The organism is Curtobacterium flaccumfaciens (assembly GCF_018598405.1).
In the GTDB taxonomy this organism is placed as follows: domain Bacteria; phylum Actinomycetota; class Actinomycetes; order Actinomycetales; family Microbacteriaceae; genus Curtobacterium; species Curtobacterium aurantiacum.
In genome coordinates this window covers 164,183-187,852 of sequence record NZ_JAHEWS010000002.1, presented here as the reverse complement: position 1 = coordinate 187,852, position 23,670 = coordinate 164,183, and the positions used below count along the sequence as shown (strand labels likewise).

Annotated in this window: 19 protein-coding genes; 7 read left to right on the top strand and 12 right to left on the bottom strand. The window is 72.8% G+C overall.

The window, feature by feature from the left end:
* Positions 1 to 135: 135 nt before the first annotated feature.
* The 6 genes from secA to mtrA all read right to left on the bottom strand — a co-directional run bounded on the left by secA (position 136) and on the right by mtrA (position 8,831).
* Positions 136 to 2,916, bottom strand: a complete 2,781-nt coding sequence (gene secA / locus KK097_RS02385; protein WP_214528321.1) for a preprotein translocase subunit SecA — start codon at positions 2,914 to 2,916, stop codon at positions 136 to 138.
* A 173-nt stretch (positions 2,917 to 3,089) separates the two neighbouring features.
* Positions 3,090 to 3,812: a ribosome hibernation-promoting factor, HPF/YfiA family gene (gene hpf / locus KK097_RS02380; RefSeq protein WP_214543582.1), complete on the bottom strand. Its 723-nt coding sequence runs from the start codon at positions 3,810 to 3,812 to the stop codon at positions 3,090 to 3,092.
* A 160-nt stretch (positions 3,813 to 3,972) separates the two neighbouring features.
* Complete coding sequence (locus tag KK097_RS18555; protein ID WP_214543581.1) at positions 3,973 to 4,635, bottom strand: ComF family protein; 663 nt, start codon at positions 4,633 to 4,635, stop codon at positions 3,973 to 3,975.
* Positions 4,636 to 4,732: 97 nt separating this feature from the next.
* Complete coding sequence (locus KK097_RS02370) at positions 4,733 to 6,415, bottom strand: LpqB family beta-propeller domain-containing protein (RefSeq protein WP_214528324.1); 1,683 nt, start codon at positions 6,413 to 6,415, stop codon at positions 4,733 to 4,735.
* On the bottom strand, positions 6,415 to 8,151 hold the full coding sequence (mtrB, locus tag KK097_RS02365) for an MtrAB system histidine kinase MtrB (RefSeq protein WP_214528325.1): 1,737 nt from the start codon (positions 8,149 to 8,151) through the stop codon (positions 6,415 to 6,417). The genes KK097_RS02370 and mtrB overlap by 1 nt, the downstream gene beginning before the upstream one ends.
* Positions 8,152 to 8,156: 5 nt before the next feature.
* The gene (gene mtrA, locus KK097_RS02360; RefSeq protein WP_017888813.1) at positions 8,157 to 8,831 is read right to left on the bottom strand and encodes an MtrAB system response regulator MtrA; all 675 of its coding nucleotides are present in this window, start codon (positions 8,829 to 8,831) and stop codon (positions 8,157 to 8,159) included.
* A gap of 337 nt (positions 8,832 to 9,168) precedes the next feature.
* On the opposite strand from mtrA, the gene KK097_RS02355 reads away from it, so the two are divergent.
* The 5 genes from KK097_RS02355 to KK097_RS02335 are packed head-to-tail and all read left to right on the top strand — an operon-like array spanning position 9,169 to position 14,570.
* A complete protein-coding gene (locus KK097_RS02355; protein ID WP_214543580.1) occupies positions 9,169 to 10,347 on the top strand; it encodes a glycerophosphoryl diester phosphodiesterase membrane domain-containing protein in 1,179 nt (392 codons plus the stop codon).
* Positions 10,344 to 10,985 carry a DUF4129 domain-containing protein gene (locus KK097_RS02350; RefSeq protein WP_214528327.1) on the top strand — a complete coding sequence of 214 codons (642 nt, stop codon included), beginning with the start codon at positions 10,344 to 10,346 and terminating at the stop codon, positions 10,983 to 10,985. Before KK097_RS02355 ends, KK097_RS02350 begins: the two co-directional genes overlap by 4 nt.
* Positions 10,982 to 12,205 (top strand): DUF4350 domain-containing protein, encoded by a 1,224-nt coding sequence (locus KK097_RS02345; RefSeq protein ID WP_214543579.1) that lies wholly within the window; start codon positions 10,982 to 10,984, stop codon positions 12,203 to 12,205. Before KK097_RS02350 ends, KK097_RS02345 begins: the two co-directional genes overlap by 4 nt.
* Positions 12,202 to 13,218 carry an AAA family ATPase gene (locus tag KK097_RS02340; protein ID WP_439647644.1) on the top strand — a complete coding sequence of 339 codons (1,017 nt, stop codon included), beginning with the start codon at positions 12,202 to 12,204 and terminating at the stop codon, positions 13,216 to 13,218. The genes KK097_RS02345 and KK097_RS02340 overlap by 4 nt, the downstream gene beginning before the upstream one ends.
* Entirely contained in the window at positions 13,218 to 14,570 is a 1,353-nt protein-coding gene (locus tag KK097_RS02335; RefSeq protein WP_214543578.1) for a DUF58 domain-containing protein, read from the top strand. Before KK097_RS02340 ends, KK097_RS02335 begins: the two co-directional genes overlap by 1 nt.
* A 14-nt stretch (positions 14,571 to 14,584) precedes the next feature.
* On the opposite strand, the gene KK097_RS02330 is transcribed toward KK097_RS02335, so the two are convergent.
* Positions 14,585 to 15,583 carry a stage II sporulation protein M gene (locus KK097_RS02330; RefSeq protein ID WP_214543577.1) on the bottom strand — a complete coding sequence of 333 codons (999 nt, stop codon included), beginning with the start codon at positions 15,581 to 15,583 and terminating at the stop codon, positions 14,585 to 14,587.
* Positions 15,584 to 15,625: 42 nt separating this feature from the next.
* On the opposite strand from KK097_RS02330, the gene KK097_RS02325 reads away from it, so the two are divergent.
* Positions 15,626 to 16,495 carry an RDD family protein gene (locus tag KK097_RS02325; RefSeq protein WP_214543576.1) on the top strand — a complete coding sequence of 290 codons (870 nt, stop codon included), beginning with the start codon at positions 15,626 to 15,628 and terminating at the stop codon, positions 16,493 to 16,495.
* 129 nt (positions 16,496 to 16,624) lie between these two features.
* Here KK097_RS02325 and ahcY read toward each other — a convergent pair whose 3' ends face one another.
* Positions 16,625 to 18,103, bottom strand: coding sequence for an adenosylhomocysteinase (ahcY, locus tag KK097_RS02320; protein WP_214543575.1), 1,479 nt, complete (start codon positions 18,101 to 18,103; stop codon positions 16,625 to 16,627).
* Positions 18,104 to 18,208: 105 nt separating this feature from the next.
* Entirely contained in the window at positions 18,209 to 18,424 is a 216-nt protein-coding gene (locus KK097_RS02315; RefSeq protein WP_214528333.1) for a DUF3499 family protein, read from the bottom strand.
* 59 nt (positions 18,425 to 18,483) lie between these two features.
* Between KK097_RS02315 and KK097_RS02310 the strand changes: the two genes are divergently transcribed.
* A complete protein-coding gene (locus KK097_RS02310) occupies positions 18,484 to 18,924 on the top strand; it encodes a metallopeptidase family protein (RefSeq protein ID WP_214528334.1) in 441 nt (146 codons plus the stop codon).
* A 22-nt stretch (positions 18,925 to 18,946) separates the two neighbouring features.
* Here the strand turns inward: KK097_RS02310 and KK097_RS02305 are convergent, their stop codons facing one another.
* The 3 genes from KK097_RS02305 to KK097_RS18315 form a co-directional block, all read right to left on the bottom strand.
* Positions 18,947 to 20,350, bottom strand: a complete 1,404-nt coding sequence (locus KK097_RS02305) for a DUF5719 family protein (RefSeq protein WP_214543574.1) — start codon at positions 20,348 to 20,350, stop codon at positions 18,947 to 18,949.
* On the bottom strand, positions 20,347 to 23,184 hold the full coding sequence (locus KK097_RS02300; RefSeq protein WP_214543573.1) for a glycosyltransferase: 2,838 nt from the start codon (positions 23,182 to 23,184) through the stop codon (positions 20,347 to 20,349). Before KK097_RS02300 ends, KK097_RS02305 begins: the two co-directional genes overlap by 4 nt.
* 130 nt (positions 23,185 to 23,314) lie before the next feature.
* On the bottom strand, positions 23,315 to 23,647 hold the full coding sequence (locus KK097_RS18315) for a WhiB family transcriptional regulator (RefSeq protein WP_374114433.1): 333 nt from the start codon (positions 23,645 to 23,647) through the stop codon (positions 23,315 to 23,317).
* Positions 23,648 to 23,670 lie beyond the last annotated feature (23 nt).

Below are 23,670 nucleotides of genomic sequence, written 5' to 3'. Positions count from 1 at the left end.
CGGACAGACGGGAGGCCCGTGGCAGCGCCGCCACGGGCCTCCTGTCCGTCGGCGGTCACGCTTGGTGAGCAGGAATGGTCGGGTCCCGACGTGGGACCCGACCATTCCTGCTCACGGTGCGCTCGCGCGCGGACGCTAGTTCTTCTTGGCGGCCTGTCGACGCTCGGCCCGGTTGCTCGCCGCGGCCTGGCCGGATGCGGTGGCCGCGTTGCCGAAGGCGGAACCCTGCTCGGGCTCGGCGGCGGCTTCGGCCTCGGCCTGGGCGCGCTGCGCACGGGCGGTCGCCGCCTGCTCGAGACGACCCTTCTCGTCGCGGACCTCGACCTCGCCGTCGATCGACGGCGCCGAGTACTCGAGGCCGGAGACCTCGTCCTCGCCGAGGCCCTTGGCCTCGATGACCGCGTTCTCGCCGTCCGACTGCACCTGCACCTCGAGGTTGAAGAGGTAGCCCACGGACTCTTCGCGGATCTGCCCCATCATCGTCTGGAACAGGGCGTAGCCCTCGCGCTGGTACTCGACCAGCGGGTCACGCTGCGCCATCGCGCGGAGGCCGATGCCGTCCTTCAGGTAGTCCATCTCGTACAGGTGGTCGCGCCAGCGGCGGTCGATCACCGAGAGCACCACACGACGTTCGAGCTCACGCATCGCCTCGTCGCCGAGGAGCTCCTCGCGCTGCTGGTACGCCAGCTTGGCGTCCGACAGGATCTCGCGGGCCAGGAAGTCACGCGACGCCTTGCCCTTCGAGCCGGCCTCGGTGATGACCTCGTCGATCGAGATCGAGATCGGGTAGAGCGTGCCGAGCTCGGTCCACATGGCGTCGAGGTCCCAGTCGTCCGGGGAACCTTCGCCGGTGTGGGTGTCGATGACGTCGTCGATCACTGCCTTCAGGAACGACTGCGCGCGGTCGTGCAGGTCGTCACCCTCGAGGATGTGGCGGCGGTCGCTGTAGATCGCCTCGCGCTGGCGGTTCAGGACGTCGTCGTACTTCAGGACGTTCTTGCGGATCTCCGCGTTGCGGCCCTCGACCTGCGCCTGGGCGGAACGGATCGCACGGCCGACGAGCTTGTTCTCGATCGCCAGGTCGTCCGGCACGTTCGAGCGGCCCATCAGGCTCTCGGCGGCACCGGAGTTGAACAGGCGCATGAGGTCGTCGGTCAGCGACAGGTAGAAGCGGCTCTCGCCCGGGTCACCCTGGCGGCCGGAACGACCACGCAGCTGGTTGTCGATGCGGCGCGACTCGTGGCGCTCGGTGCCGAGCACGTACAGGCCGCCGACGGCACGGACCTTGTCGCCCTCTTCCTCGACCTCGGCCTTGACGCGGGCGAACACGTCGTCCCACGCCGCCTCGTACTCGTCGGGGGTCTCGGTCGGCGAGAGGCCCTTCGCGTGCATCTCCTGCACGGCGAGGAACTCCGCGTTGCCACCGAGCATGATGTCGGTTCCACGACCGGCCATGTTCGTCGCGACGGTCACCGCGCCGAAGCGACCGGCCTGGGCGACGATCGCGGCTTCACGCGCGTGGTTCTTCGCGTTGAGGACCTCGTGCTTGACGCCCTGCTTCGCGAGGAGCTTCGACAGGTACTCGGACTTCTCGACGCTCGTGGTGCCGACGAGGACGGGCTGGCCCTTCTCGTGGCGCTCCGCGATGTCCTCGGCCACCTGCTCGAACTTCGCCTTCTCGTTCTTGTAGACGAGGTCGGTCTGGTCGATGCGCTGCATCGGCTTGTTCGTCGGGATCGGGACGACGCCGAGCTTGTAGGTCGACATGAACTCGGCCGCCTCGGTCTCGGCGGTACCGGTCATGCCGGAGAGCTTCTGGTACAGGCGGAAGTAGTTCTGCAGCGTGACCGTGGCGAGGGTCTGGTTCTCGGCCTTGACCTCGACGCCTTCCTTCGCCTCGATCGCCTGGTGGATGCCCTCGTTGTAGCGGCGGCCCATCAGGATGCGGCCGGTGTGCTCGTCGACGATGAGCACCTCGCCGTTCATCACGACGTAGTCCTTGTCCTTCTTGAACAGGGCGACGGCCTTGATCGAGTTGTTCAGGAACGAGATGAGCGGGGTGTTCGCCGACTCGTACAGGTTGTCGATGCCGAGGTAGTCCTCGACCTTCTCGATGCCGGGCTCGAGGACGCCGACGGTGCGCTTCTTCTCGTCGACCTCGTAGTCCTCACCCGGGGTGAGGCGCTTGGCGATCGAGGCGAACTCGGTGAACCAGCGGTTCGCCTCGCCGGAGGACGGCCCGGAGATGATGAGCGGCGTCCGTGCCTCGTCGATGAGGATCGAGTCGACCTCGTCCACGACGGCGAAGAAGTGGCCGCGCTGGACCATGTCGGACGCCTGCCACGCCATGTTGTCGCGCAGGTAGTCGAAGCCGAACTCGTTGTTCGTGCCGTACGTGATGTCGGCGGCGTACTGCTCGCGACGCTCGGCCGGGGTCTGGTTCGCGATGATGCAGCCGGTGGTCATGCCGAGCGCGCGGAAGACGCGGCCCATGATCTCCGACTGGTACGAGGCCAGGTAGTCGTTGACCGTGATCACGTGCACACCGCGCGACGGGATCGCGTTGAGGTAGGCGGCGGTCGTCGCGACGAGGGTCTTGCCCTCACCGGTCTTCATCTCGGCGATGTTGCCGAGGTGCAGGGCCGCGCCGCCCATGAGCTGCACGTCGAAGTGCCGCATGCCGAGGGTGCGCTTCGCGGCTTCCCGCACGGCGGCGAACGCCTCGGGCAGGAGGTCGTCGAGGGTCTCGCCGTTGGCGTACCGCTCGCGCAGCTCCTTCGTCTCGTCGTGGAGTTCCTCGTCGGTGAGGCTCGAGAAGTCGTCCTCGAGGTCGTTGATCGCCGAGGCGTACGCCTTCAGCCGACGGAGGGTTCGTCCTTCGCCGATGCGGAGGACCTTCTCCAGCACGTTTGCCACGTGAACTCCTTACGAGGTCGTCGCGCGCGACCTGCGCGCCCGATCGACCAGTCATGCTAGCAACCCGCGAACGCACGGCGCTGTGAGCGGCGCAGCCGTGGCGGACAAGGGTGTGCGCGGCCCGCGAACGGACCGCGCACACGGTGCGGAACCTGCGTTCCGCGTGGAGGGGATCAGGCGATGGCAGCGGCCCGCTCGGCCTCGGCGTCGGCGTCGGCCTGCGCGGAGGCCTGCGCCTGGGCGCCGGACACCTCGTCGATGCCGATCACGCCGTAGTCCCAGCCCTTGCGCCGGTACACGACGCTCGGACGACGGGTCTCGGCGTCGACGAACAGGTAGAAGTCGTGCCCGACGAGCTCCATGTAGTACAGGGCGTCGTCCACCGTCATCGGTGCGGCCTCGAAGACCTTGTGCCGGATGACGACGGGGCTGTAGACCTCGTCCTCTTCCTCGGTGCCCTGCTCGTCGACGACCGGGACGGCCCCGGTCGCGACGTCCTCGATGAGCTTGCCGTCGGCCGGGACGACTCCCATGCCGTCGAAGGCGCTGCCTGCGGCCTCGGCGACGGAGGTGGGGCGGTGCCGGCCGTGGTGCACCTTGCGGCGGTCACGCGCCCGACGGAGGCGCTCCATGATCCGCGCGAAGGCGAGGTCGAAGGCGGCGTACTTGTCGGACGCTGCGGACTCGGCCCGCACGAGCGGCCCCGGCCCGATCAGTGTGAGCTCCACGCGGTCCTCGCCCTGGCTGCCGCTCGACTTCTCGTGGTGGCGGCTGATGCGCACCTCGAACGCGAGGGCGCGGTCGGCGAGCACGTCGATCTTCTCGGACTTCTGTTCGACGTAGGTGCGGAATCGGTCGGTGACCCCGACGTTCCGGCCCGTGATCGTCACGTCCATGTGGCGGCTCCCATCCAGTGTCGGCGCGTCGCCTCCGTCCGGCGACCCGAACGCCTTGTCGCGAGGCTAGACCCGGCACCCTGTCGGCGTCACGGGCGGGCGGCGAGTCCGCCGGACACTCACCGGACGCACAGAGGACACCGGGTGTTCACGGAGACGTTCAGTCGTCGACGCTCGCGACGGCGACACAGCGCACGACCCGGCCGCCGGCGGCCCGCACCGCACGGACGCCCTCGGCCATCGTGACGCCCGTGGTGACGACGTCGTCGACGAGCACGACGACGCGGCCGTCGACGCCGGTCGCACGCAGGGTCCCGACGGTCGCGGCGACGCGTTCCACCGCAGACCGCTCCTTCTGCCCCGGTCCGGATCGCCGGTGCCCGGCCGGGGTGCGGACGAGCCGGCGGGTGTTCCGGACCCCGCCCCGGGCGAGCAGCAGCACCACCGGGTCGAAGCCGCGTCGGCGGGCGCCCGTCCGCGACGGCGGGATCCGGAGCACCACGGCGCCGTCCGGGGCCTCGGCGAGCGCGGTGCGGACGAGGGCACCGAACCGGGCACCGAGCGGACGGGCGACGTCCACGCGGCCCCGGAGCTTCAGTTCGAGGACCAGGGTGCGGACCAGCCCCTCGTACTCGAAGGCCGCGTCGAGCCGGACGCCGGCGACGAGTCGGACCCGTCGGGGCCGCGCGGCGAGTGCGGCTCGGCACGGCGGGCAGAGCGCGCGGTCCGGCTGGCCGCAGCCCAGGCACGCGACCGGCAGGAACAGGCCGAGCACGGCGAGCAGGGCGTCGCGCCAGGGGGTCGGGGCGTCGTCAGGGGGCACGGCCACGAGTCTGGTGGCGACCGGACGACGGCGGTGGGCCGGTCCGCCGGGCGGTGGACGGGCCTCCAGGCCGGGCGGGCTGTGGAGGACCGTGCCGTCAGCGCTGGACGCCGAGCACGTCGGCGCTGACGCCCGTCGTGTCCCAGCCACCCCCCGTGGACTGCAGGACGTCGCCGCTCGACATCCGGAGGAGCAGTGCGCCGCCACTGCCGCCGCTGATGGCGGTCGCGCGGCCGTCTGGCTTCGGCAGGGTGCTCGACTTGCCGCCGATGGTCGTGCGCACGATGTTCGGCCCGGTGCTGGTCTGCCCGACCGAGGCGACGTCGGTGTCGTTCACCCACGCGGCACCGACGGCCGTGCCGCTCGCCGCCTGGACGCGGACGGGGGCGCCGAACGAGCTCGGTGACCGGTCGGAGCCGCGGATGATCGCCATCACGTACAGCCCCGGACCGTCGGAGGTCTCGATGAGCGCGAGTGCGCGGGTGGAGTCCCGGGACACCTGGAACGACACGAGGTCGCCGCGCGGCAGGGTGGTGCGGACCTGGTGGGGGTCGCCTCCGAGGCCGTACGCGGTGATGCGGCGGGTGTCGGACTGCTGTCCCACCCAGACGAAGCCGAGGTCGTCGACGACGGGGGCGACGAGGTCCTCGCGAGCGTCGACCCGCAGGCGGTCCTTGCCGCGCACGACGACGGCGCCGTCGCGGTTGCCGACGGCGGCGGTGGTGCCGGACGCCGACAGCGCGATCGAGGTCGGGTCGAGGCGGGCGATCGCGGCACCGACGCCGCTGCCGAGTTCGGCGACCTTGCCGGTGCCCGAGGCCGCGTAGCCGACGACGCCGTCCTCCTCGACCAGGGGCCGGGGGTCGACGTCCGGGTTCTGCTGCGCGTCGGCGCCGCCGGAGTCCGGGACGGACAGGGTGGCGCCCTCGATGGTCATCGAGACGGACGAGATGGTGGCGACCGAGGCGAGCGACTTGCTGAGCTGTTCGCGCATCCGGACCTTGTCGACCGTGCTCGCGCGGAGGGCGTCGCTCGACAGGTCGACGAGGGCGGTCCCGCTGTCGATCGTCACGGCGTTGAGGGACAGCTGGGTGCCCTCCGGGAACGACGAGACGACGGCACCCTTCAGCCAGTCCGCCGGACCGGCCAGCAGGGCACTCGCGATGCGGGTGCTCGTGGAGGACCGGGCGAGGAACCAGCGCTGGTCGGGCACGAGGAAGCGGTACGTCGGGTCGTAGAAGTAGAGCGCGTGCGGCTGGAACACCGACTCGAAGCCGACCGGCGACAGGATGATGCCGTCCGGGGCGTACGCGATGCGCCACTCCCCGTCCTCGCGGACGAACTGGAACGTCAGGGTCGACGAGGTCGGCCGGACGGCCTGGGTGTACTCCCCCTCGGAGTCGACGGTCGCACTGGCCGTCATCGTGTACGTGAGTTCGCGGTCGTCGGCGCGCTCGACGGTGCCGCTGCCGTCGCGGATCGTGACGCCCTGACGCGGGTTCCACCGCTGCGCGAAGTCGGCGGCCAGGAACTGCCGGGCGATCGCGTAGTTGTCCTGCGCACCGGTGGCGGCGGCGATGAACCCGCGGAGGATCGCGGTCTGGTCGGACCCGGTGATCGGCTTGTCCGGCCGGAAGTCGACGCCGGAGAGCGACTCGTCCTTGATCGTCTGCCCGGTGCGCACGGCGCCGTCGGTCGGGATGGCGGCGCAGGCGCTGACCGCGAGCAGGCTCACCGCGGCGAGCGCGACGGCGAGGACATGGCGGATCCGGTGGCGCATCAGGACTCCTCTCGCACGGCTCGGGGGCCGTCGTACGACTCGTCGAGCTCGGGCAGCGGGATGGCCGAGGTGGCGGTGGTGCCCTGCTCGTTGCGGGGCAGGGTGAGCACGAACGTGGACCCCTCGCCCGGTCGGGACCAGACGTCGATGCGGCCGCCGTGCAGCTTCGCGTCGCCGAGGCTGATCGCGAGCCCGAGCCCGGTCCCGCCGATGGTGCGCTTGCGGCTCGGGTCGGCTCGCCAGAAGCGGTCGAACACCCGTGCGGCGTCCTCCGGCGGCATCCCGACGCCCTGGTCGCGCACGGCGACGGCGACGGTGCGGGCGTCGCTGTCGACCACGACCTGCACGGGCTTCGCGTCGCCGTGCTCGATGGCGTTGCCGACGAGGTTGCGGAGGATGCGACGGACGCGCTTGGCGTCGAGGCGCATCGTGGTGTGGCCGCCGGGGGTCGCGAGCTGCAGCTCGATGCCGGCGCGTTCGGCGAGCGGCCGGAACTCGTCGACGATGTCCGCGGCGAGCGACGCCGGCACCACGGGCTCGGTGTCGAGCTGGACCGCCTGGGCGTCGTACCGCGAGATCTCGAGCAGATCGGCGAGGAGCAGCTCGAAGCGCTCCACCTGGGTGTGCAGGAGCTCGGCGGACCGGCCGACCGACGGTTCGAACGCGTGCCGGGAGTCGTAGAGCATGTCACCGGCGAGCCGGATGGTGGTGAGCGGGGTGCGGAGCTCGTGCGACACGTCGGAGACGAACCGCTGCTGCACGCGGGAGAGCTCGGCGAGCTGGGTGATCTGACGGCTGACCGCCTCGGCCATCCCGTTGAAGCTCCGCGCGAGGGTGGCCAGGTCGTCCTGACCGCGCACCGGGATGCGTTCGTCGAGACGCCCCGCGGCGATCTTCCGGCTCGTCTCGGCGGCGCCGCGGATCGGCACGACCACGAGCCGGACGACGAGCGAGGTGACCAGGGCGATGAGCACCATGAGCGCCACACCGCCGATGGACAGGGTCTGGGACACGAAGTCGAGGGTCTGCTGCGCGTCGGAGAGGTCGTAGACCAGGTAGAGCTCGTACTGGCCGGCGCTCGGGATCTGCAGGGTCGACCCGACCGCGAGCCCGGGCACGCGGCGGCCGTCGTCGTCGAGCTCGACGGGCTGCAGGCTGAGCCGGCCGGTGTTCTGCGCGACCTCCCGCCGGAGGGCGTCGGTGATCACCGCGTCCGGGAAGTCCTGGCTGGCGATGGTCTGCAGCGTCTGCGGGGTGGACTGGTCCGGGCTCCGCTCGATCGCGATGCTCGTGCCGCCGGGGCTCGTCGTGTTCGACAGGATCGCCTGCTGTGCCTCGTTCTGCAGGGTCTCGAGCTCGGACTGGTTGTTGTCCTCGGCCGCGGTCGCGGCGTCGAAGATGCCCTGCGCGACGATGGTGGCCCGCGCCGACTCCGACTCGATCTGGTCGCGGCGCTGCGAGTAGACGTTGGTCGAGATGCTCACCATGACCGCGGTGCCGATGATGGCGACCGCGAGCCCGGTCGTCATCACGGTGATCGCGACCGAGCGGAACATGAGCGAGCGCCGCCACAGGAACGCGATCGGACGCCAACCCCGTCGGAGCCAGCGCCGCATCCGGCGACGGCCGCGGCCGACCACGCCGATGGAGACGGTGGCACCGCCGCCGGCTCCGCTGCTGCCGGTGCCGCTCGCACCGCGCGACGGGCGCGACGGACGCGTCGAGGGCGGCGGCACGGTGCTCAGGCTCCTCCGGCGCGGTACCCGACGCCGCGGACCGTCGTGACGGTCTTCGGGTTGTCCGGGTCGTGCTCGATCTTCGCGCGGAGACGCTGCACGTGGACGTTCACCAGACGGGTGTCGGCCTTGTAGTGGTAGCCCCAGACCTGTTCGAGCAGCATCTCGCGGGTGAACACCTGGTTCGGCTTCTCGGCGAGCGCCCGGAGCAGGTCGAACTCGAGCGGTGTGAGCGCGATCACGGTGTCGCCGCGGCGGACCTCGTGCCCGGCGACGTCGACCGTGACGTCGCCGACGTGCAGGACGGTCGCGTCGGACGCGCTCGGCCGCAGGCGGGTGCGGATGCGCGCGACGAGCTCCTTCGGGTTGAAGGGCTTCACGACGTAGTCGTCGGCGCCGTTCTCGAGCCCGAGGACCACGTCCGCGGTGTCGCTCTTCGCGGTGAGCATGATGATGGGCGTGCCGCTCTCGGCACGGATGCGCTTGCACACCTCGATGCCGTCGATCCCGGGCAGCATGACGTCGAGCAGGACGAGGTCCGGCTTCGTGGCGTGGAACGCGTCGACGGCGTCGTTGCCGTCGGCGCTGAACTCCGGTTCGTACCCTTCGGAGCGCAGCACGATGCCGATCATCTCGGAGAGGGCCTGGTCGTCGTCGACGACGAGGATGCGCGGTGTCATGTGATCTGGACTCCGGGTGGCGTGCGTGGATGCCGTGGTCGGCACGTGTCCCCACACGATAGCCGAGGCCCCGCCGCGCCGGGTTTTCCGCCAGGATGGGGGTGGACCGCGCACCGCTGGCGCGGTCCGACACGACGAGGGGGCTGGAGTCATGTCCGATTGGCACACACCGGGTGGTGGACAGCAGGGTGGGCAGACGCCGCCCGCGTCCGGACCGGCGCAGGGAGCAGGACCCCAGCCTGGAGGCCCGACCCGCTTCTCCGTGCAGCCGCCGCCCGCCCCGGGGCCGGGTCCCGGTCCGGGTCGACCGGGTGGTCCGTCCGGCGGCTCGCGTCCGGTGATCCCGCTGCGCCCGCTGGGCCTCGGTGACGTCCTGGCCGGAGCGTTCACGGTCTTCCGCCGGAACGCACGGGTGCTCCTCCTCTGGAGCGTGCTGCTGAGCGGTGTGCTCGGCCTGCTCTCGACGCTCGCCAGCACCCTGGGGCAGCAGGCACTGCAGTCGCGCATGTTCTCGGCCCTCGACGGCGGCAACGGTGCCGACTCGGTGCTCGCGGGCACGCTGACGCTCACGGCGCTGATCTCGGTCGTGCTGCCGTTCCTCGCCTACCTCGGTCGCGGGTTCCTCGTGGCCCCGGTCGCCGCGGACACCGGGCAGCGGGTGCTCGGACGCCGCGCCACGTTCCGCGGGTTGTGGGCGCTGCTCGCCGGTCGCCGGTGGTCCGTCGTCGCGTGGATGCTCGTGCAGGTCGGTGCCGGCGTCGTCATCGCGATCGTCGCGGGGCTCGTGTTCTTCGGGGTGTTCGCGGCGATGGGTGCCGCCGACTCCGGCACCGGGTGGTTCGTGCTGGCGCTCGTCCTGTTCGTGCTCGGACTCCTCGTGGTCGTCGTGTGGCTCGGGACCCGCTTCGTGCTCACCGTCCCGACGATCGCGCTCGAGGGCCGGTCGGTCTTCGCCGCTGCAGCCCAGTCGTGGCGCCTGACCCGCGGGGCCTTCTGGCGGACCTTCGGGATCCTGCTGCTCGTGCAGCTCATGTTCGGGTTCGCGGCGTCCATCGCGTCGATCCCGCTCACCATCGGCGCCGTGCTCATCGGTGGCACGTTCGACCCGCTCGGGCAGACGGACGCCCCCTCCGGCGCCGGTGCCGGCGCGGTCATCGCGATCGCGATCGGGAGCCTCCTCGCGATCGCGGTGCAGTGCATCACCGACGTCCTGAGCGCGTCGATCACCACGTTCCTCGCCATCGACCGGCGGATCCGGACCGAGGCCCTCGACCAGCGGATCGCTTCGCACCTCGACTCGGGGCAGCCGACCGACCCGTTCGCCCCGTCCGAGCCGGTCGCCCGTGGGCCGTGGCCGCCGCAGCAGCAGTGGGGTGGTCAGCAGTGGCAGGCACAGCAGCCGTGGCCGGGGCAGCAGCAGTGGCCCGGGCAGCAGCAGCCCGGCCAGCAGCCGCAGCCGCAGCAGCCTTCCTGGCAGCAGGGTCCGGGGCAGACGCCGCCGGACGGTACCGCGTGACGACGGTCGACCCGGACGAGGCGCGCCGCCTGCTCGAACGCGAACTCGACCGGTCCGCCTACGACGGCGCACAGGCGACGTGGTGGGACCGCGCCTCCCGCTCGTTCCTCGACTGGCTCGGGTCGCTCCGCGCCGACGGCCTCGACTCCCCCGCCGCCGCCCGCACCGCCCTGGTGATCGCGATCGTCGTGCTCGTCGCGGTCGTCGTGCTCGTCGTCGTCGCGCGCGGACTCCCCCGTCGCCGCGCCCGGACCGGTGACGGCGACACCGGTGGGGTCTTCGACGCCGACGACCTGCGTTCCGCCCGTGCGCTCCTCGAGGCGGCCCAGGCCGCCGTCCGACGCGCCGACTGGACGGCAGCGGTGCTCGACGGGTTTCGCGCGGTCGCCCGGGGGCTCGGCGAGCGCGACCTGGTGCCGGACGTGCCCGGTGCCACCGCCCGCACGATAGCGGCGCGCGGTGCCGTGCCGTTCCCGGCGTCGGCCGAGGCCCTCCACGACGCCGCCACGACCTTCGACGCGGTCCGGTACCTCGGCGCCGACGCCGACGAGGACGCTGCCCGCCGCGTGCTCGACACCGAGCGCGCCGTCCGGGAGGCGCGCCCCGCACGTCCCGACGGCCAGGTGGTGCCGGCATGACGACCGACACCGCCACCAGTCCGGTCGCTGCCCCGGCCCCCGGCGTGCGCGAGGGACGCCGGTTCCGCGTCGGGTTCTGGGCCGTCATCGTCCTGGTCGGCGTCGTCCTCGCCGCCCTCACCGCGGTCGTGCAGGGCACCGACCCGCGTGCACCCCGGGCGCTGGACCCGACCTCGACGACCGCCAGCGGATCGGCGGCGCTGGTGCGGGTGCTCGAACAGCGCGGCACCGCGGTCTCCGTCACGGACACCGCCGACGGCATCGACGGCGGCACGGTCTTCATCGACGACTCGGACGGCGTGCTCGACCCCGCAGTCGCGGAACGCATCGCCGGCACGGCCCGGCACGTCGTGATCGTCGCCACGAGCGGCGCCGGGCTCGAGTCGTTCGGGCTCGACGTCGACCCGGCCGTCCCGGTCGACGGCGACGCGACGGTCTCGACGGCCGCGTGCACGATCCCGGCGGCGGCCGCCGCGGCCCGGGTGTCGACCGGCGGCTCCGGCTACACCGTGCAGGACGCCGGCGCCGAGCGGTGCGCCCCGACGGGGACGGGCGGCTCGCGCGTCTGGGGGCTGGTGCGCACCACCACCCCGGGCGGCGACGTCACCCTGCTCGGCACCACCTCGGCGTTCCGGAACGACACCATCGCCACCGCCGGGAACGCCGCGCTCGCCCTCGGCCTGCTCGGCGCCGACGAGCGACTGACCTGGTACACGCCGGCCGTCGGCACCCCCGACGCCGCACCGACCCTCGGCGAGCTCGCCCCACCGTGGGTACCGAGCGCCCTCGTCCTGCTCGCCCTCGTCGCCGTGGCGGCGGGCGTCTGGCGGGGCCGACGACTCGGTCCGCTCGTCGTCGAGCGGTTGCCCGTGGTCGTCCGTGCTGCCGAGACCACCGAGGGCCGCGCCCGGATGTACGCCCGCACCCGAGACCGCACCCATGCGCTGGACACGCTGCGCGTCGCCGCCGTCCGTCGCATCGGGAGGATGCTCGGGCTCCCCCGCTCGGCGCACGTCGACGAGGTCGTCCGGGCCGCGGCCCAGGCCACCGGCATCCCGCACACCCGCGTCGGCTCCGTGCTCGTCGGCGGGACCACCGACGACGACCGCGCCCTCGTCGACGGCGCCACCGCGCTCGACGACCTCGAACGCGCCGTCCGTCGCGCGACCTCGGGCGACCGACCCACCTCTGACCCCGACCGACCAGGAGCACGACCGTGACCGACCTGCCCCCTGCCACCACCGAGCACACCGCGCCGGAGCCCGACCACACGAACCCGTCCGGCACCGACCTGCGCGACGCGTTCGGACGGGTCCGCACCGAGGTCGCCAAGGCCGTCGTGGGACAGGAGGGCGCGGTCTCCGGCATGATCGTCGGACTCCTCGCGCAGGGCCACGTGCTGCTCGAGGGTGTCCCCGGTGTCGCGAAGACCCTGCTCGTCCGCAGCCTCGCCGCCGCGATGACCCTCGACACGAAACGCATCCAGTTCACGCCCGACCTGATGCCCGGCGACGTCACCGGGTCGCTCGTCTACGACGCCTCGACCGGGACGTTCCCGTTCCGCGAGGGGCCCGTCTTCACGAACGTCCTGCTGGCCGACGAGGTCAACCGCACGCCCCCGAAGACGCAGTCGGCACTGCTCGAGGCGATGGAGGAACGCCAGGTGAGCGTCGACGGCGACGCCCGGGCACTGCCCGACCCGTTCTTCGTCGCCGCGACGATGAACCCGATCGAGTTCGAGGGCACCTACACGCTGCCCGAGGCGCAGCTCGACCGGTTCCTGATGAAGCTGACGCTCGACATCCCGCCGCGCGACGTCGAGTGGCAGGTGCTCCGACGCCACGCCGACGGGTTCGTGCCGCGTGACGTGCGATCGGCCGGCATCACGCCGGTGGTCGGCGTCGACGAGGTCGTCCGCGCGCAGCGTGCCGTCCGCGCCGTCGGGGCCCGCGACGACGTGCTCGCGTACATCGTCGACCTCGCCCGAGCCACCCGCCAGGCGCCGTCCGTCCGTGTCGGGGTCAGCCCCCGCGGTGCGACCGCCCTGCTGGCCGCGGCCAAGGCCTGGGCCTGGCTCACCGGCTACGACGCGATCACCCCGGACCACGTGCAGGCCATGGCCCTGCCGGTCTGGCGGCACCGCCTCCGGGTGGCCGCGGACGCCGAGCTCGAGGGCGTCGGCGCCGACGGCGTGCTCCAGCAGGTGCTCGAGCAGGTGCGGGTGCCGATCTAGTGGCGGTCTCCGGCCGGTTCGTGGCGCTCCTCGCCGTCGCGATCGTGCCCACCGTGCTGCTCGGCAGCGGGTGGGCCGGTCTCGCGTGGGTCGGGGTGGTGCTGCTCGCCGCGGTGCTCGACGTCCTGCTCGCCGCCGACCTGCGGCGGGTCCGCGTGGAGCGCCGGATGCCGCGGCTCGCTCGACGCGACAGCACCGCGGACGGCACCCTCGTGCTCGCCAACGACGGGTCCCGGACGGTGCGCGGTGTGGTCCGCGACATGTGGGAGCCCTCGGCGGGCCACCGACCCCGCCGGATCCGCATGACGGTGCCCGGAGGCGAACGACGCACGGCCCGGATGCGGTTCACGCCGTTCCGACGTGGTCGGCGCCGCACCACCGGGGTCGCCGTCCGCGCCTTCGGTCCCCTCGGGCTCGCCGCACGACAGCGCGTCGTGGCGGCACCGGGCGAACTCGTCGTGACGCCGCCGTTCCGCTCCCGTCGGCACCTGCCGTCACGGCTGGCACGGCTCCGCGAGCTCGACGGCGAGACGACCCTGCAGCTGCGCGGGCACGGCACGGAGTTCGACTCGCTGCGCGACTACGTCCGCGGCGACGACGTCCGGTCCATCGACTGGCGTGCCACGGCGCGGCGGCAGGACCTCGTGGTCCGCACCTGGCGACCGGAACGCGACCGGCGGGTCGTCGTGGTGGTGGACGCGGGCCGCGCGGGCGCCGGTCGGGTCGGCGACGAGCCGCGCCTCGACTCCTTCATCGAGTCGGCGCTGCTCCTCGGTGCCCTCGCGGCCGCCGCCGGGGACCGGGTCGACCTGGTGGTCCTCGACGACACGGCACACGACCGGGTGCACGGCGCCTCCCGCTCGGACGTCGTGCAGCGCTTCGGCGAGGCGTTGGCGATGGCCGAACCGGGGCTCGCCGCGACCGACTGGGCGACGGTGCCGGCGCTCGTCGACTCCATCACGACGTCGCGGGCCCTGGTCGTGCTCGCCTCGAGCCTCGACTCCGTCGGCGCCTCGGGCGACCTGCTCGCCGTGCTCCCCCGGCTCTCCCGCCGGCACGCGGTCGTCGTGACGAGCATCGAGGACCCGGACGTGCAGCGGATGGCGCGCGGCGGGGTGGACCCGACCACCGCGATCCGCACCGCCCGGGGCGGACGGGTGCCGGGCCTCCCGACCGGCGCGGAGCGCGACGTCTACCGACGGGCCGCCGCGGAACGCACCCTGCTCGACGCGGACGGCGCGGCCGACGTCGCACGACGCTCCGGAGCGGAGGTCGTCCGGGGCGCGCCGGCGGAGGTCCCGCCGCTCGTCGCCGACGCGTACATCCGGGCGAAGGCCACCGGCCGGCTCTGAACGCCCCACGGACGCTACCCGGCGACGAGGGCGGTGGAGCCGCGCTCGAACTCCTCGAGGTCGCCGCGCTCCCCCGCCCGGTACGCGCGACCGCCGAGCACCCACTGGTACGCGAGCACCGCGACCAGGGCGAGGGTGCCGATGCCGATCTTGATCGGCCACGGCCAGTCCTGCCGCGTCACCACGCCCTCGACGATGCCGGACAGCAGCAGGGTCAGGGTCAGGCCGATCGCGATGGTGATGAGTGCCCGGCCGTCCTCGGCGAGGGCCTGGGCGCGCGTGCGTCCGGGCCCGGGCGCCACCCACGACCAGAAGATCATGAGGCCCGCACCGCCGGCGAGGAACACCGAGTAGAGCTCGAGCTGCCCGTGCGGGGAGATGTACAGGAAGAAGTCGGCCAGGCGTCCCTGAGAGTGCATGATCGCCGCGGAGACCCCGAGGCTGACGGCGTTCTGCATGATGGAGAACGGCACGAAGACGCCGGTGATGCCGAAGGCGACCATCGTCGCGGCGATGTACGCGTTGTTCGTCCAGACCTGCGCGGTGAACGCCCCGAGGCCGCGGTCGGAGTAGTAGTCGACGAAGTCCTGCGTGGCGTACTGGCGCAGGGCCTCCTGCGTGCCGAACGTCGCCGTCGCACCGGGGGTGGTGCTGATCCACACGGCGACGATCGCGCCGATCGCGACCGTGGCGAGCGCGACCCAGATGGTGACCCACCGGATCCGGTAGAGCGCCGCGGGCAACTGCCGGATGAAGAACAGGGCGACCGCGGTCAGCGGGTCGACGGGGGTGCCGGTGAAGCGCAGGCGGGCGCGGAACAGCGTGAGCGAGAGCCGGTCGCCGGTCGCGGTGCGCGGTGCGGCGCCCCGGATGCGGGCGAGGTCGGTCGCGGCCTCCTGGTAGCCGGCGACGAGCCGGTCGACGTCCGCACCGGACGCGTGCCGGGCACGCGCCAGACGGTCGAGCTCCCGCCACCGGTCGCGGTGCACCTCGGTGTACGCATCCAGGTCCACGTGTTCCCCCTCAGGTCGCGCGATGTCCGACAGAATGATCCCATGCCGAAGCCCCGCACGCCGCGTGACCTCGCCGACGCCCGGTTCTCGCGCGAGCTCGACGAGACCGCCGACGAACTCGTGGTGGGCGAGGGCGTCGCGCTCGACGTCCAACCCGCCGGACTCGTGCTGCGACTCGCGGCCGCGCTCCTCGACGGACTGTGCGTCCTCGTCCTGTTCGTGCTCGCGGTGTTCGGGGTCTCACGGCTCTGGCCGAGAGGACTCGAACCGGCCTGGGGCGCGGCGCTGAACATCGTGCTGCTCGTCGTCGTGCTGGTGCTGGTCCCCGCCGCGGTCGAGACCGTGACGAAGGGTCGGAGCGTCGGACGCTTCGCCACCGGAACCCGTGTCGTCCGGGTCGACGGCGGCGCGATCGGCTTCCGGCACGCCTTCACCCGGTCACTCGTCGGCCTGTTCGAGCTCTGGATGACCTTCGGTTCGGTCGCACTGCTCGTCGCCCTGTTCGGCACCCGGCCGCGGCGCCTCGGCGACCTGCTGGCCGGCACCATCGTGCAGCACGAGCGGCTGCCGAAGCAGCGCGACCCCGAGGTGCTGCTGCCGCCGGAGCTGACGGCGTGGGCCGGTGTCGCGGACGTCTCGGCGCTGCCGCAGCGGCTGGAGAACCGGCTCGGGGCGTTCTTCCGCGGGGCTGCGCTGATGCGTCCGGAGCTGCGAGCGGCGGCGGCACAGAACCTGGCGGCCGAGGTGTCGGCGTTCGCGCACCCGGTGCCGCCGGTGCCGCCCGAGGTCTTCCTCGCCGGGGTCGTCGTGCTCCGGCGTCGGCGGGACGTGCGGGCGCTGGGTGCGCGCGCCGAACTGCTCAGCGCCGCGGGGGCGACGGCGTCCGCGCGCCCGCCGGGCTTCCCGCGCTGACGCGGCGCGGGCTGACGCGGCGCGGGCTGACGCGGCGCGGGCTGCTCGCAGAACACCGGTGTTCGCGCTCCGAACACCCGCGTGCGGTGGTTCAGTGCGCGAACACCGGTGTCTTGCGCGAGCAACCGCTCAGTAGCGGTAGTGGTCCGGCTTGAAGGGGCCCTCGACGGGGACGCCGATGTACGCCGCCTGCTCCGGACGCAGCGACGTGAGCTGCACCCCGAGGGCGTCGAGGTGCAGTCGCGCGACCTTCTCGTCGAGGTGCTTCGGCAGCACGTACACGCCGGTCGGGTACTCGTCGCGCCGGGTGTGCAGCTCGATCTGCGCGAGCACCTGGTTCGTGAACGAGTTGCTCATCACGAACGACGGGTGTCCGGTCGCGTTGCCGAGGTTCATCAGCCGCCCCTCGGACAGCACCAGGATCGAGCGCCCGGTCGGCAGCCGCCACTCGTGCACCTGCGGCTTGATCTCGACCTTCTCGACGCCGGGCAGCGCCTCGAGCCCGGCCATGTCGATCTCGTTGTCGAAGTGGCCCACGTTCGCCACGATCGCCAGGTGCTTGAGGCCGAGCATCTCCTCGACGCCCACGACGCCGAGGTTGCCGGTGCAGGTGATGACCATGTCGACGGTGCCGACGACGTCCGCCAGGCGGGCGACCTGGTAGCCGTCCATCGCCGCCTGCAGCGCGCAGATCGGGTCGACCTCGCTGACGATGACGCGTGCGCCCTGTCCGCGGAGCGCCTCCGCAGCGCCCTTGCCGACGTCGCCGTACCCGACGACGAAGGCCACCTTGCCGCCGATGAGCACGTCGGTCGCCCGGTTCAGGCCGTCGGGCAGCGAGTGCCGGATGCCGTACTTGTTGTCGAACTTCGACTTCGTGACCGAGTCGTTGACGTTGATCGCCGGGAACCTCAGCTCGCCGTTCCGGAACAGCTCGTACAGGCGGTGCACGCCCGTGGTGGTCTCCTCGGTCACACCCTGGATGTCCGCGGCGATGCGGGTCCAGCGGTCCGACGACGTCTCGAGCGACCGCGCGACGGTGTCGAGCACGATCTTCCACTCGGTGCTGGCGTCGGCCTCGGGCACGGGCGCGGCACCGGCGGCCTCGGCGTCGGCCCCGGTGTGCACGAGCATGGTGGCGTCACCGCCGTCGTCGAGGATCAGGTTCGGCCCGGTCCAGTCGGCGCCGGCTTCGGCGGCCTCGTCGCTCCAGTCGAAGATCCGGCTGGTGCACCACCAGTACTCCTCGAGCGTCTCGCCCTTCCACGCGAACACCGGGACGCCGGCTGGGGCGTCCGGGGTGCCGGTGGGACCGACGGCGACGGCGGCCGCGGCTTCGTCCTGCGTGGAGAAGATGTTGCAGCTCGCCCAGCGCACCTGTGCGCCGAGGGCGACGAGCGTCTCGATGAGCACGGCGGTCTGCACCGTCATGTGCAGGGACCCGGCGATGCGCGCACCGGCGAGCGGCTGCGACGCACCGAACTCCTCGCGCAGGGCCATCAGGCCCGGCATCTCGTTCTCGGCGAGGCGGATCTGGTGGCGGCCCGCCTCGGCGAGGGCGAGGTCGGCGACGCGGTACGGAGCTGCGATCTGGGCTTCGGTGGGCATGCGCATCAGTCTTCCATGCCGGGAGGCGCGGATCACGAGCCGACGTCGGTCACGTTCCCCGGGCCTCCCGTCCGACCGCCGCGGGTGCGTCGCGGACGCGACCCGTCAGTCCGCGTCGCGGGGCAGCGGCTCGCGCCGCACCACCCGCCAGCCGCCCGGCACACGCAGGGATGCCGCGTGCCGCGCGCAGAGGTCGTACCCGTGCGGCTCGACCCGGGTCGAGAGCGGGCCGATCACGACCATCGAGTCGGCGTAGTCGTACGTCAGGGTCGACGAAGCGCTGTTGGCACAGGCCACCTTGCTGCAGATCCGTACGTCCATCTCGTCAGGGAGCCTAGCGGAGCGTCCGGCGCGCACCCGTCCGCGCGTACGATGTGGGGATGCGTCGGAAGCCTCGCCTCGTCACCCCGGTCGATCGCGGGCGGGGCCGCTCGCGGCACGGCCGGGGCGGACGTTCGAGTGTCACCGGACCCGAGCTCGCACCGATCACCACGCGAGCAGAGGCCTTCGACCGCACCGTCGGCGACAGTGCGCACTACCTGCTCGGCCTCTGGCCCGACGAGCTCGCCGGCGTGGTCTTCCAGGTGGCGGACATGCCGAGCGACACCACCGTGCCGGACGAGATGCCCCGGTGGCGCATCGACCGTGACGCCCGTCGCGTGACCGTCTTCCGGATCCCCGTCGAACGCGTGAACCGCAGCCCCGAGAAGGACGACTCGGACCGCCGCATCATCATCGAGACCGCGGTGTTCCGCGCTGTCGGCGAGCTGATCGGCAAGGACCCCTGGGACCTGGCGCCCGACCGCTACCGGCACTGGTGAGCCGGGCCGGCCGCGTCGGAGGTCAGGGGTAGACGCGGACCGGGGTGGACACGTCGGTCGCCGGTCGCACCGGGAACCCGGCGATGCCGTCGGCGCCGCGGTAGGTGACCCCGGCGACGATGCCCTCGGTCCCCGTCAGCGTGAGCTGCTTGGCCGTCTGCACCGGCAGCGTCACCGTCGCGCCGGACAGGACCTTCAGGGTGCGGCGCTCGTCGCCCGAACGCACCGTGACGGAACGGTCCTCGCGGGTCGGGTTGACGAAGTTCAGCCGGACGCCCTCACCCGGGGCGATGGCGGTGATCGTCTCGTCGCCCAGGGGCTCCGCGGAGGCGAACCACCCGAGGTCGGTGCCGTTGCCCTCGGTCGGCGTGGTGCTGCGGGCGCCGGCGACGACGGGTTCGGTCGAGGTGACGGTGAACGAGTACCGGCCGTCCGGGAAGTCGTCGAGTGCGACGTCCGTGACGACCCCGGGCTCCGCGGTGGCGTTGACGGTCGCGCCGCTGCCGTCGGCCGTGCTGATGCCGAGGGTGACCCGGGCCGACTTCGTGCCGGGGACGAACAGCCGGACGATCGGGGCCGCGTCGGCCGCGTCGTCACCGCGCTGGGCGGCCTGGGCGTCGGCGAGGGCGACCGCGGGGATGACCTGCGCGCGCGACGGAGCGGCGCCGCCGGAGACGATGTCGTAGCCGCCCGGTGTGAGCGTGCGGACGACGGTCTCCTGCATGTGCGCGACGATCTGCCCACCGGACGACGTCACGTGCACGACGGTCGACGCGGCGTCCGACACGAAGCCCGAGAGCGGGACGACCTTCTGCGTGTTCGGCGCCACCACGATGCCGGTGGTGCCCGGGGCGTTGACCGTCCCGCTGCCGTCGAAGATCGCGAGGTCGACCGTGGCGTTCACGTCGGTCGGGTTGGAGAGCGTGATCAGACTGGTGCGACCGGTCTCCGTCGATCCCCCGACGAGCCACGTGGACTGGGTCGGGTCGTCGCACGAGGCCGCGCCAGCGCCGACGAGGTCGCCGCTGGAGACACTCTGCAGGCTGCTGCCGGCGACCTGCGGGGTGGTCTCCCCGGCCGGGGCGGTCAGGAGTCGGGGGTCACTGCCGCCGGTGGTCGAGGCGTCGAGCGAGGACCGTTCGACCGTCGAGCCGGTGGTCGCCGTGGCGACGGTCGCGGTGCCGACGGTGCTGGCCTGCGTCGCGTCGTTGCCGGCGTCGTCGGACAGGCGCAGGGCGCTCCCGGCACAGACGCGCTCGGCGGCGGCGGGGACCGGCGTGACGGTGCGGCCCGCCGGGCGACCCGGGTCGGAGTCGGTACCGATGGCGTGCGCCGCGGTGACGGCACCCGCCGCGACGACGACGGCGACGGCCGTGGCGGTGCCGCGGACGACCCAGCGTCGGACGGAGGAGGGGGTGGTGCTCATTCGTCGCGCTCCTCGTCGAAGGTGGTGGCGGGTTCCTCGGCCTCGATGACGTTCGAGGTGGCACGGCGACGGCGCGGGGCCGTCGGCACGGCGAGCAGGGCCGCCGCGCCGAAGACCACGCCGAGCACGACGAGGTACAGCACGTGCGTGGCCTGGGTCGCCGCGGAGCCGGAGCGGGTGTGGTCGACCTCGCCGTCGTAGTGGAACAGCTGCCCGTTGGTGGTCTCGCCGATGCTCGTGAAGAGCGCGTTCTGGCCGATCGCGCCGGCCGCGCGGTCGTGCACCGTCTGCGCCTCGGGGTCGTCGCCGGCCTCGTCGATGAGCACGAAGCTCACGCCGAGCTCGCGGAGCGCCGGTCGGGGGTCGTAGCCGCTGCGGCTCGCCAGGTTGCCGGCGAGCGTCGTCAGGCGCGCGCCGGACTCGCTCAGGCGCAGGGCGGTGGCGTCGAGCGTGGACTGGTCGTCGAGCGTGGAGCCCTGTCCGCGCTCGAGCGTGACAGCGAGCGAACCGTCGTCCTGCGGGACCACGACCAGCGTGCCGACGTCGGGGTTCGCCTGGGCCTCGGCGTTCACGTAGGCGCTGAGCACCCGGCCGGTGGTCGGCTGAATGGTGGCGGTTCCGAGGTAGAACGCCGCGAAGGCCGGTGCCACCGCGACCCCGGCGAGCACGGTCGCGACGAGCCCGGTGACCGGGGCGGCCTTCGGCAGCACGTCGATGCCGATGCACGCCGCGACCACGAGGGCCATCCAGTACACGGACAGACCGCTGCCCGGCCACACGATGGTGGTCGTCGAGCCGACGCCCGTGACGGTGACGTGGGTGGCGGCGAAGGCCGTGGCGAAGCCGAGGAGCGCGATGACGAGCGCCGAGCCAGCGACCGCCCAGCGGTGTCCGAGCATCGCGCCGATCGCGGCGACGGCCACCGGGAGCACCAGGACGGCCATCACGACCGGCAGGACCCTGGCGTCCAGCGCCAGCCCGGACGTCGCGGGGAGCCAACCGCTCCAGTCCGGCAGCGGCTGCCCGATGGCCAGCTGGAGCGCGGACGGCGCGCGGGTGGCCGACGGGACGCCGGGGTCGGCGAACACGGCGAGCAGGTTGCCGCGTGCCGCCTGCGCCAGGATCAGCGGCAGGAACAGCACGGCGGTCGGCACCGGGATGAAGACGCGACGGTGCGCCCGACGCCAGCCGACCAGGAGCGCCACGAGCCACCCGATCAGCAGGACCGGCAGGAGCGACGGCGCCGAGGCCGCGACGACGGCGAACAGGAGCGACGCCCCGGACGCCCACGCCCACGAGCGGTGTGCCTCGAGCACGGCGACGAAGAGCCACGGCAGGGTCAGGTGCGCGATCACGGCGCCGAGGTGGCCGGTCGTCACCGCGCCGACGAGCGACGGGGCGATCGCGTAGAGCGATGCACCGATCACCGGCACCCAGGTGCGGGTCGTGACCTTGCGCACCGCGAACCACGCGCCCAGTGCGGACAGCGGGAACGCGACGAGCATGACGAGCACGACCGCGGTGGACGGCGACCAGAACACGATCGAGCCGAGCACGGCGAGGACCGCGGCGAAGGGGTCGGAGGGACCGGTGAAGCCCGTTCCGAGCGAGTGGAAGCCGTAGCCGACGTTCTGCCAGAGCTGCCCGGGGGTCGCGCTGAGCGGCAGGAGTCCCCCACCGGTCAGGGCCGGGGAGCCGAGCAGCGGGTAGAGCGTCACGACGCTGAGCACGGCGGCGGCCAGCACCACCCAGATCCCGCCGTCGCCGAGGAAGGACGCCCGCGCGATCGGGGCGTCCTCGACGCGGGCGAGTTCGACGTCGCGCGAGGTGGTGCGGTGCTCGTGCACCCGACGCCAGCTCACCCGGAGCGGTTCGACCGCCGCCCAGCCGAGCTTCCTGGTGCGGGCGAGGTTCTTGCGTGCGCGCCCGGTCCCGCCGCCGAACGCGACGGCGAAAGCGGCGGAGAGCTCGGGGACCACGGCGGCGGGGTGCTTCGCGACGAGGTGCCCGAGTGCCCGGGCGATCGCGAACGGCACGAGGGTGAGCCAGTGCAGCCAGACGAGGCCGGCGGGCGCGTAGGTCATCCGGCGGTGCAGCTGCGCCTGCCGGTGCATCCGGACGCGCCGCGCCTCGGACACGCGCTTGCGACCGAACTCCTCGATCGGTCCGGCGCTGGTGACCTTGGCCCCCGGCACGAGGGCGACACGGTGTCCGGCGAGGCGGACCCGCACGCAGAAGTCGAGGGCCGCGTCGACGTCCGGCAGCGCCGGGTCGAAGCCGCCGAGGTCGTCCCAGACCGACCGGCGCACGAGCATGCCGCCGGCGGCGACGCCGAGCACGTCGGTGTTCCGGTCGTGCTGGCCCTGGTCGAGCTCGTCCTGCACCAGGACGATGGACCGGCCGAAGCGGGTCATGCTCTCGCCGAACGCACGGATGAGCGAGGGGTCGTCGTCCGCGACGAGCTTCGGGCCGGCGACGACGACCGACGGTGCGATCTCCACGGCGGAGAGCAGGTCGGCGAGTGCGGTCGGCGCCGGCGCGTTGTCGTGACCGAGGATCCACAGCCACTCGTCGACCGGTTCGTCGGTCGCGGCGGGCGGCGCGCTGCGCTCACCCTGCCGGACGGCGTCGCCGAACGCCCTGCCGGCGGGGAGCCGGACGAGCTGTGCGGACCCGCCGAAGGACAGTTCTGCGGTCGATCCGTCGGTCGTACCGACGTCGACGACCACGAGGTTCTCGGGGTGCCGGGTCTGGGCGGCGAGCGCGTCCAGGGTCCGGTCGAGGTGGTCCGCCCCGTTGGCGGCGACGAGGATCGCGGTGACTCTGGGCTGCATGACGGGCGTCACTCTACGGTCTGGAGGCGCGGTGTCGGCTGCGGACGGCGGCGCGGCGTAAAGCTGTGGGTGCGCTCACTGCGCGGTGCGGGACGGGCGCTCCACGCGCCTCCCGGACGGGGTGGGGCGGCTACGCCCTTTTCCGCAGCTTGCGGCGTTCGCGCTCGGAGAGGCCACCCCAGATACCGAAGCGTTCGTCGTTCTCGAGCGCGTACTCGAGGCACTGCGCCCGGACCTCGCACGAGGTGCAGATCTTCTTCGCCTCGCGCGTCGAGCCGCCCTTCTCGGGGAAGAACGCCTCCGGGTCGGTCTGCGCGCAGAGCGAGTCGACCTGCCAGGCGAGCGGGTTCTCCTCGTCGTCCGTCTCCGGCCGCCGAACACCCGGGACGCCGAGCGCCACGGGGTCGACGTGCCAGTCTTCCGGAACTCCGGCGTGGAAGTCGGAACCGTTCACCCTGATCACCCCTGACGTCTCGATAACGGGAC

Coding starts and splice junctions, on each gene's coding strand:
- KK097_RS02305 (WP_214543574.1), bottom strand. CDS start 20,350: ATGAGCACCACCCCCTCCTCCGTCCGACGCTGGGTCGTCCGCGGCACC.
- hpf (WP_214543582.1), bottom strand. CDS start 3,812: ATGGACGTGACGATCACGGGCCGGAACGTCGGGGTCACCGACCGATTC.
- KK097_RS02325 (WP_214543576.1), top strand. CDS start 15,626: ATGCCGAAGCCCCGCACGCCGCGTGACCTCGCCGACGCCCGGTTCTCG.
- KK097_RS02310 (WP_214528334.1), top strand. CDS start 18,484: ATGCGTCGGAAGCCTCGCCTCGTCACCCCGGTCGATCGCGGGCGGGGC.
- KK097_RS02370 (WP_214528324.1), bottom strand. CDS start 6,415: ATGCGCCACCGGATCCGCCATGTCCTCGCCGTCGCGCTCGCCGCGGTG.
- KK097_RS02345 (WP_214543579.1), top strand. CDS start 10,982: ATGACGACCGACACCGCCACCAGTCCGGTCGCTGCCCCGGCCCCCGGC.
- KK097_RS02315 (WP_214528333.1), bottom strand. CDS start 18,424: ATGGACGTACGGATCTGCAGCAAGGTGGCCTGTGCCAACAGCGCTTCG.
- mtrA (WP_017888813.1), bottom strand. CDS start 8,831: ATGACACCGCGCATCCTCGTCGTCGACGACGACCAGGCCCTCTCCGAG.
- ahcY (WP_214543575.1), bottom strand. CDS start 18,103: ATGCCCACCGAAGCCCAGATCGCAGCTCCGTACCGCGTCGCCGACCTC.
- KK097_RS02300 (WP_214543573.1), bottom strand. CDS start 23,184: ATGCAGCCCAGAGTCACCGCGATCCTCGTCGCCGCCAACGGGGCGGAC.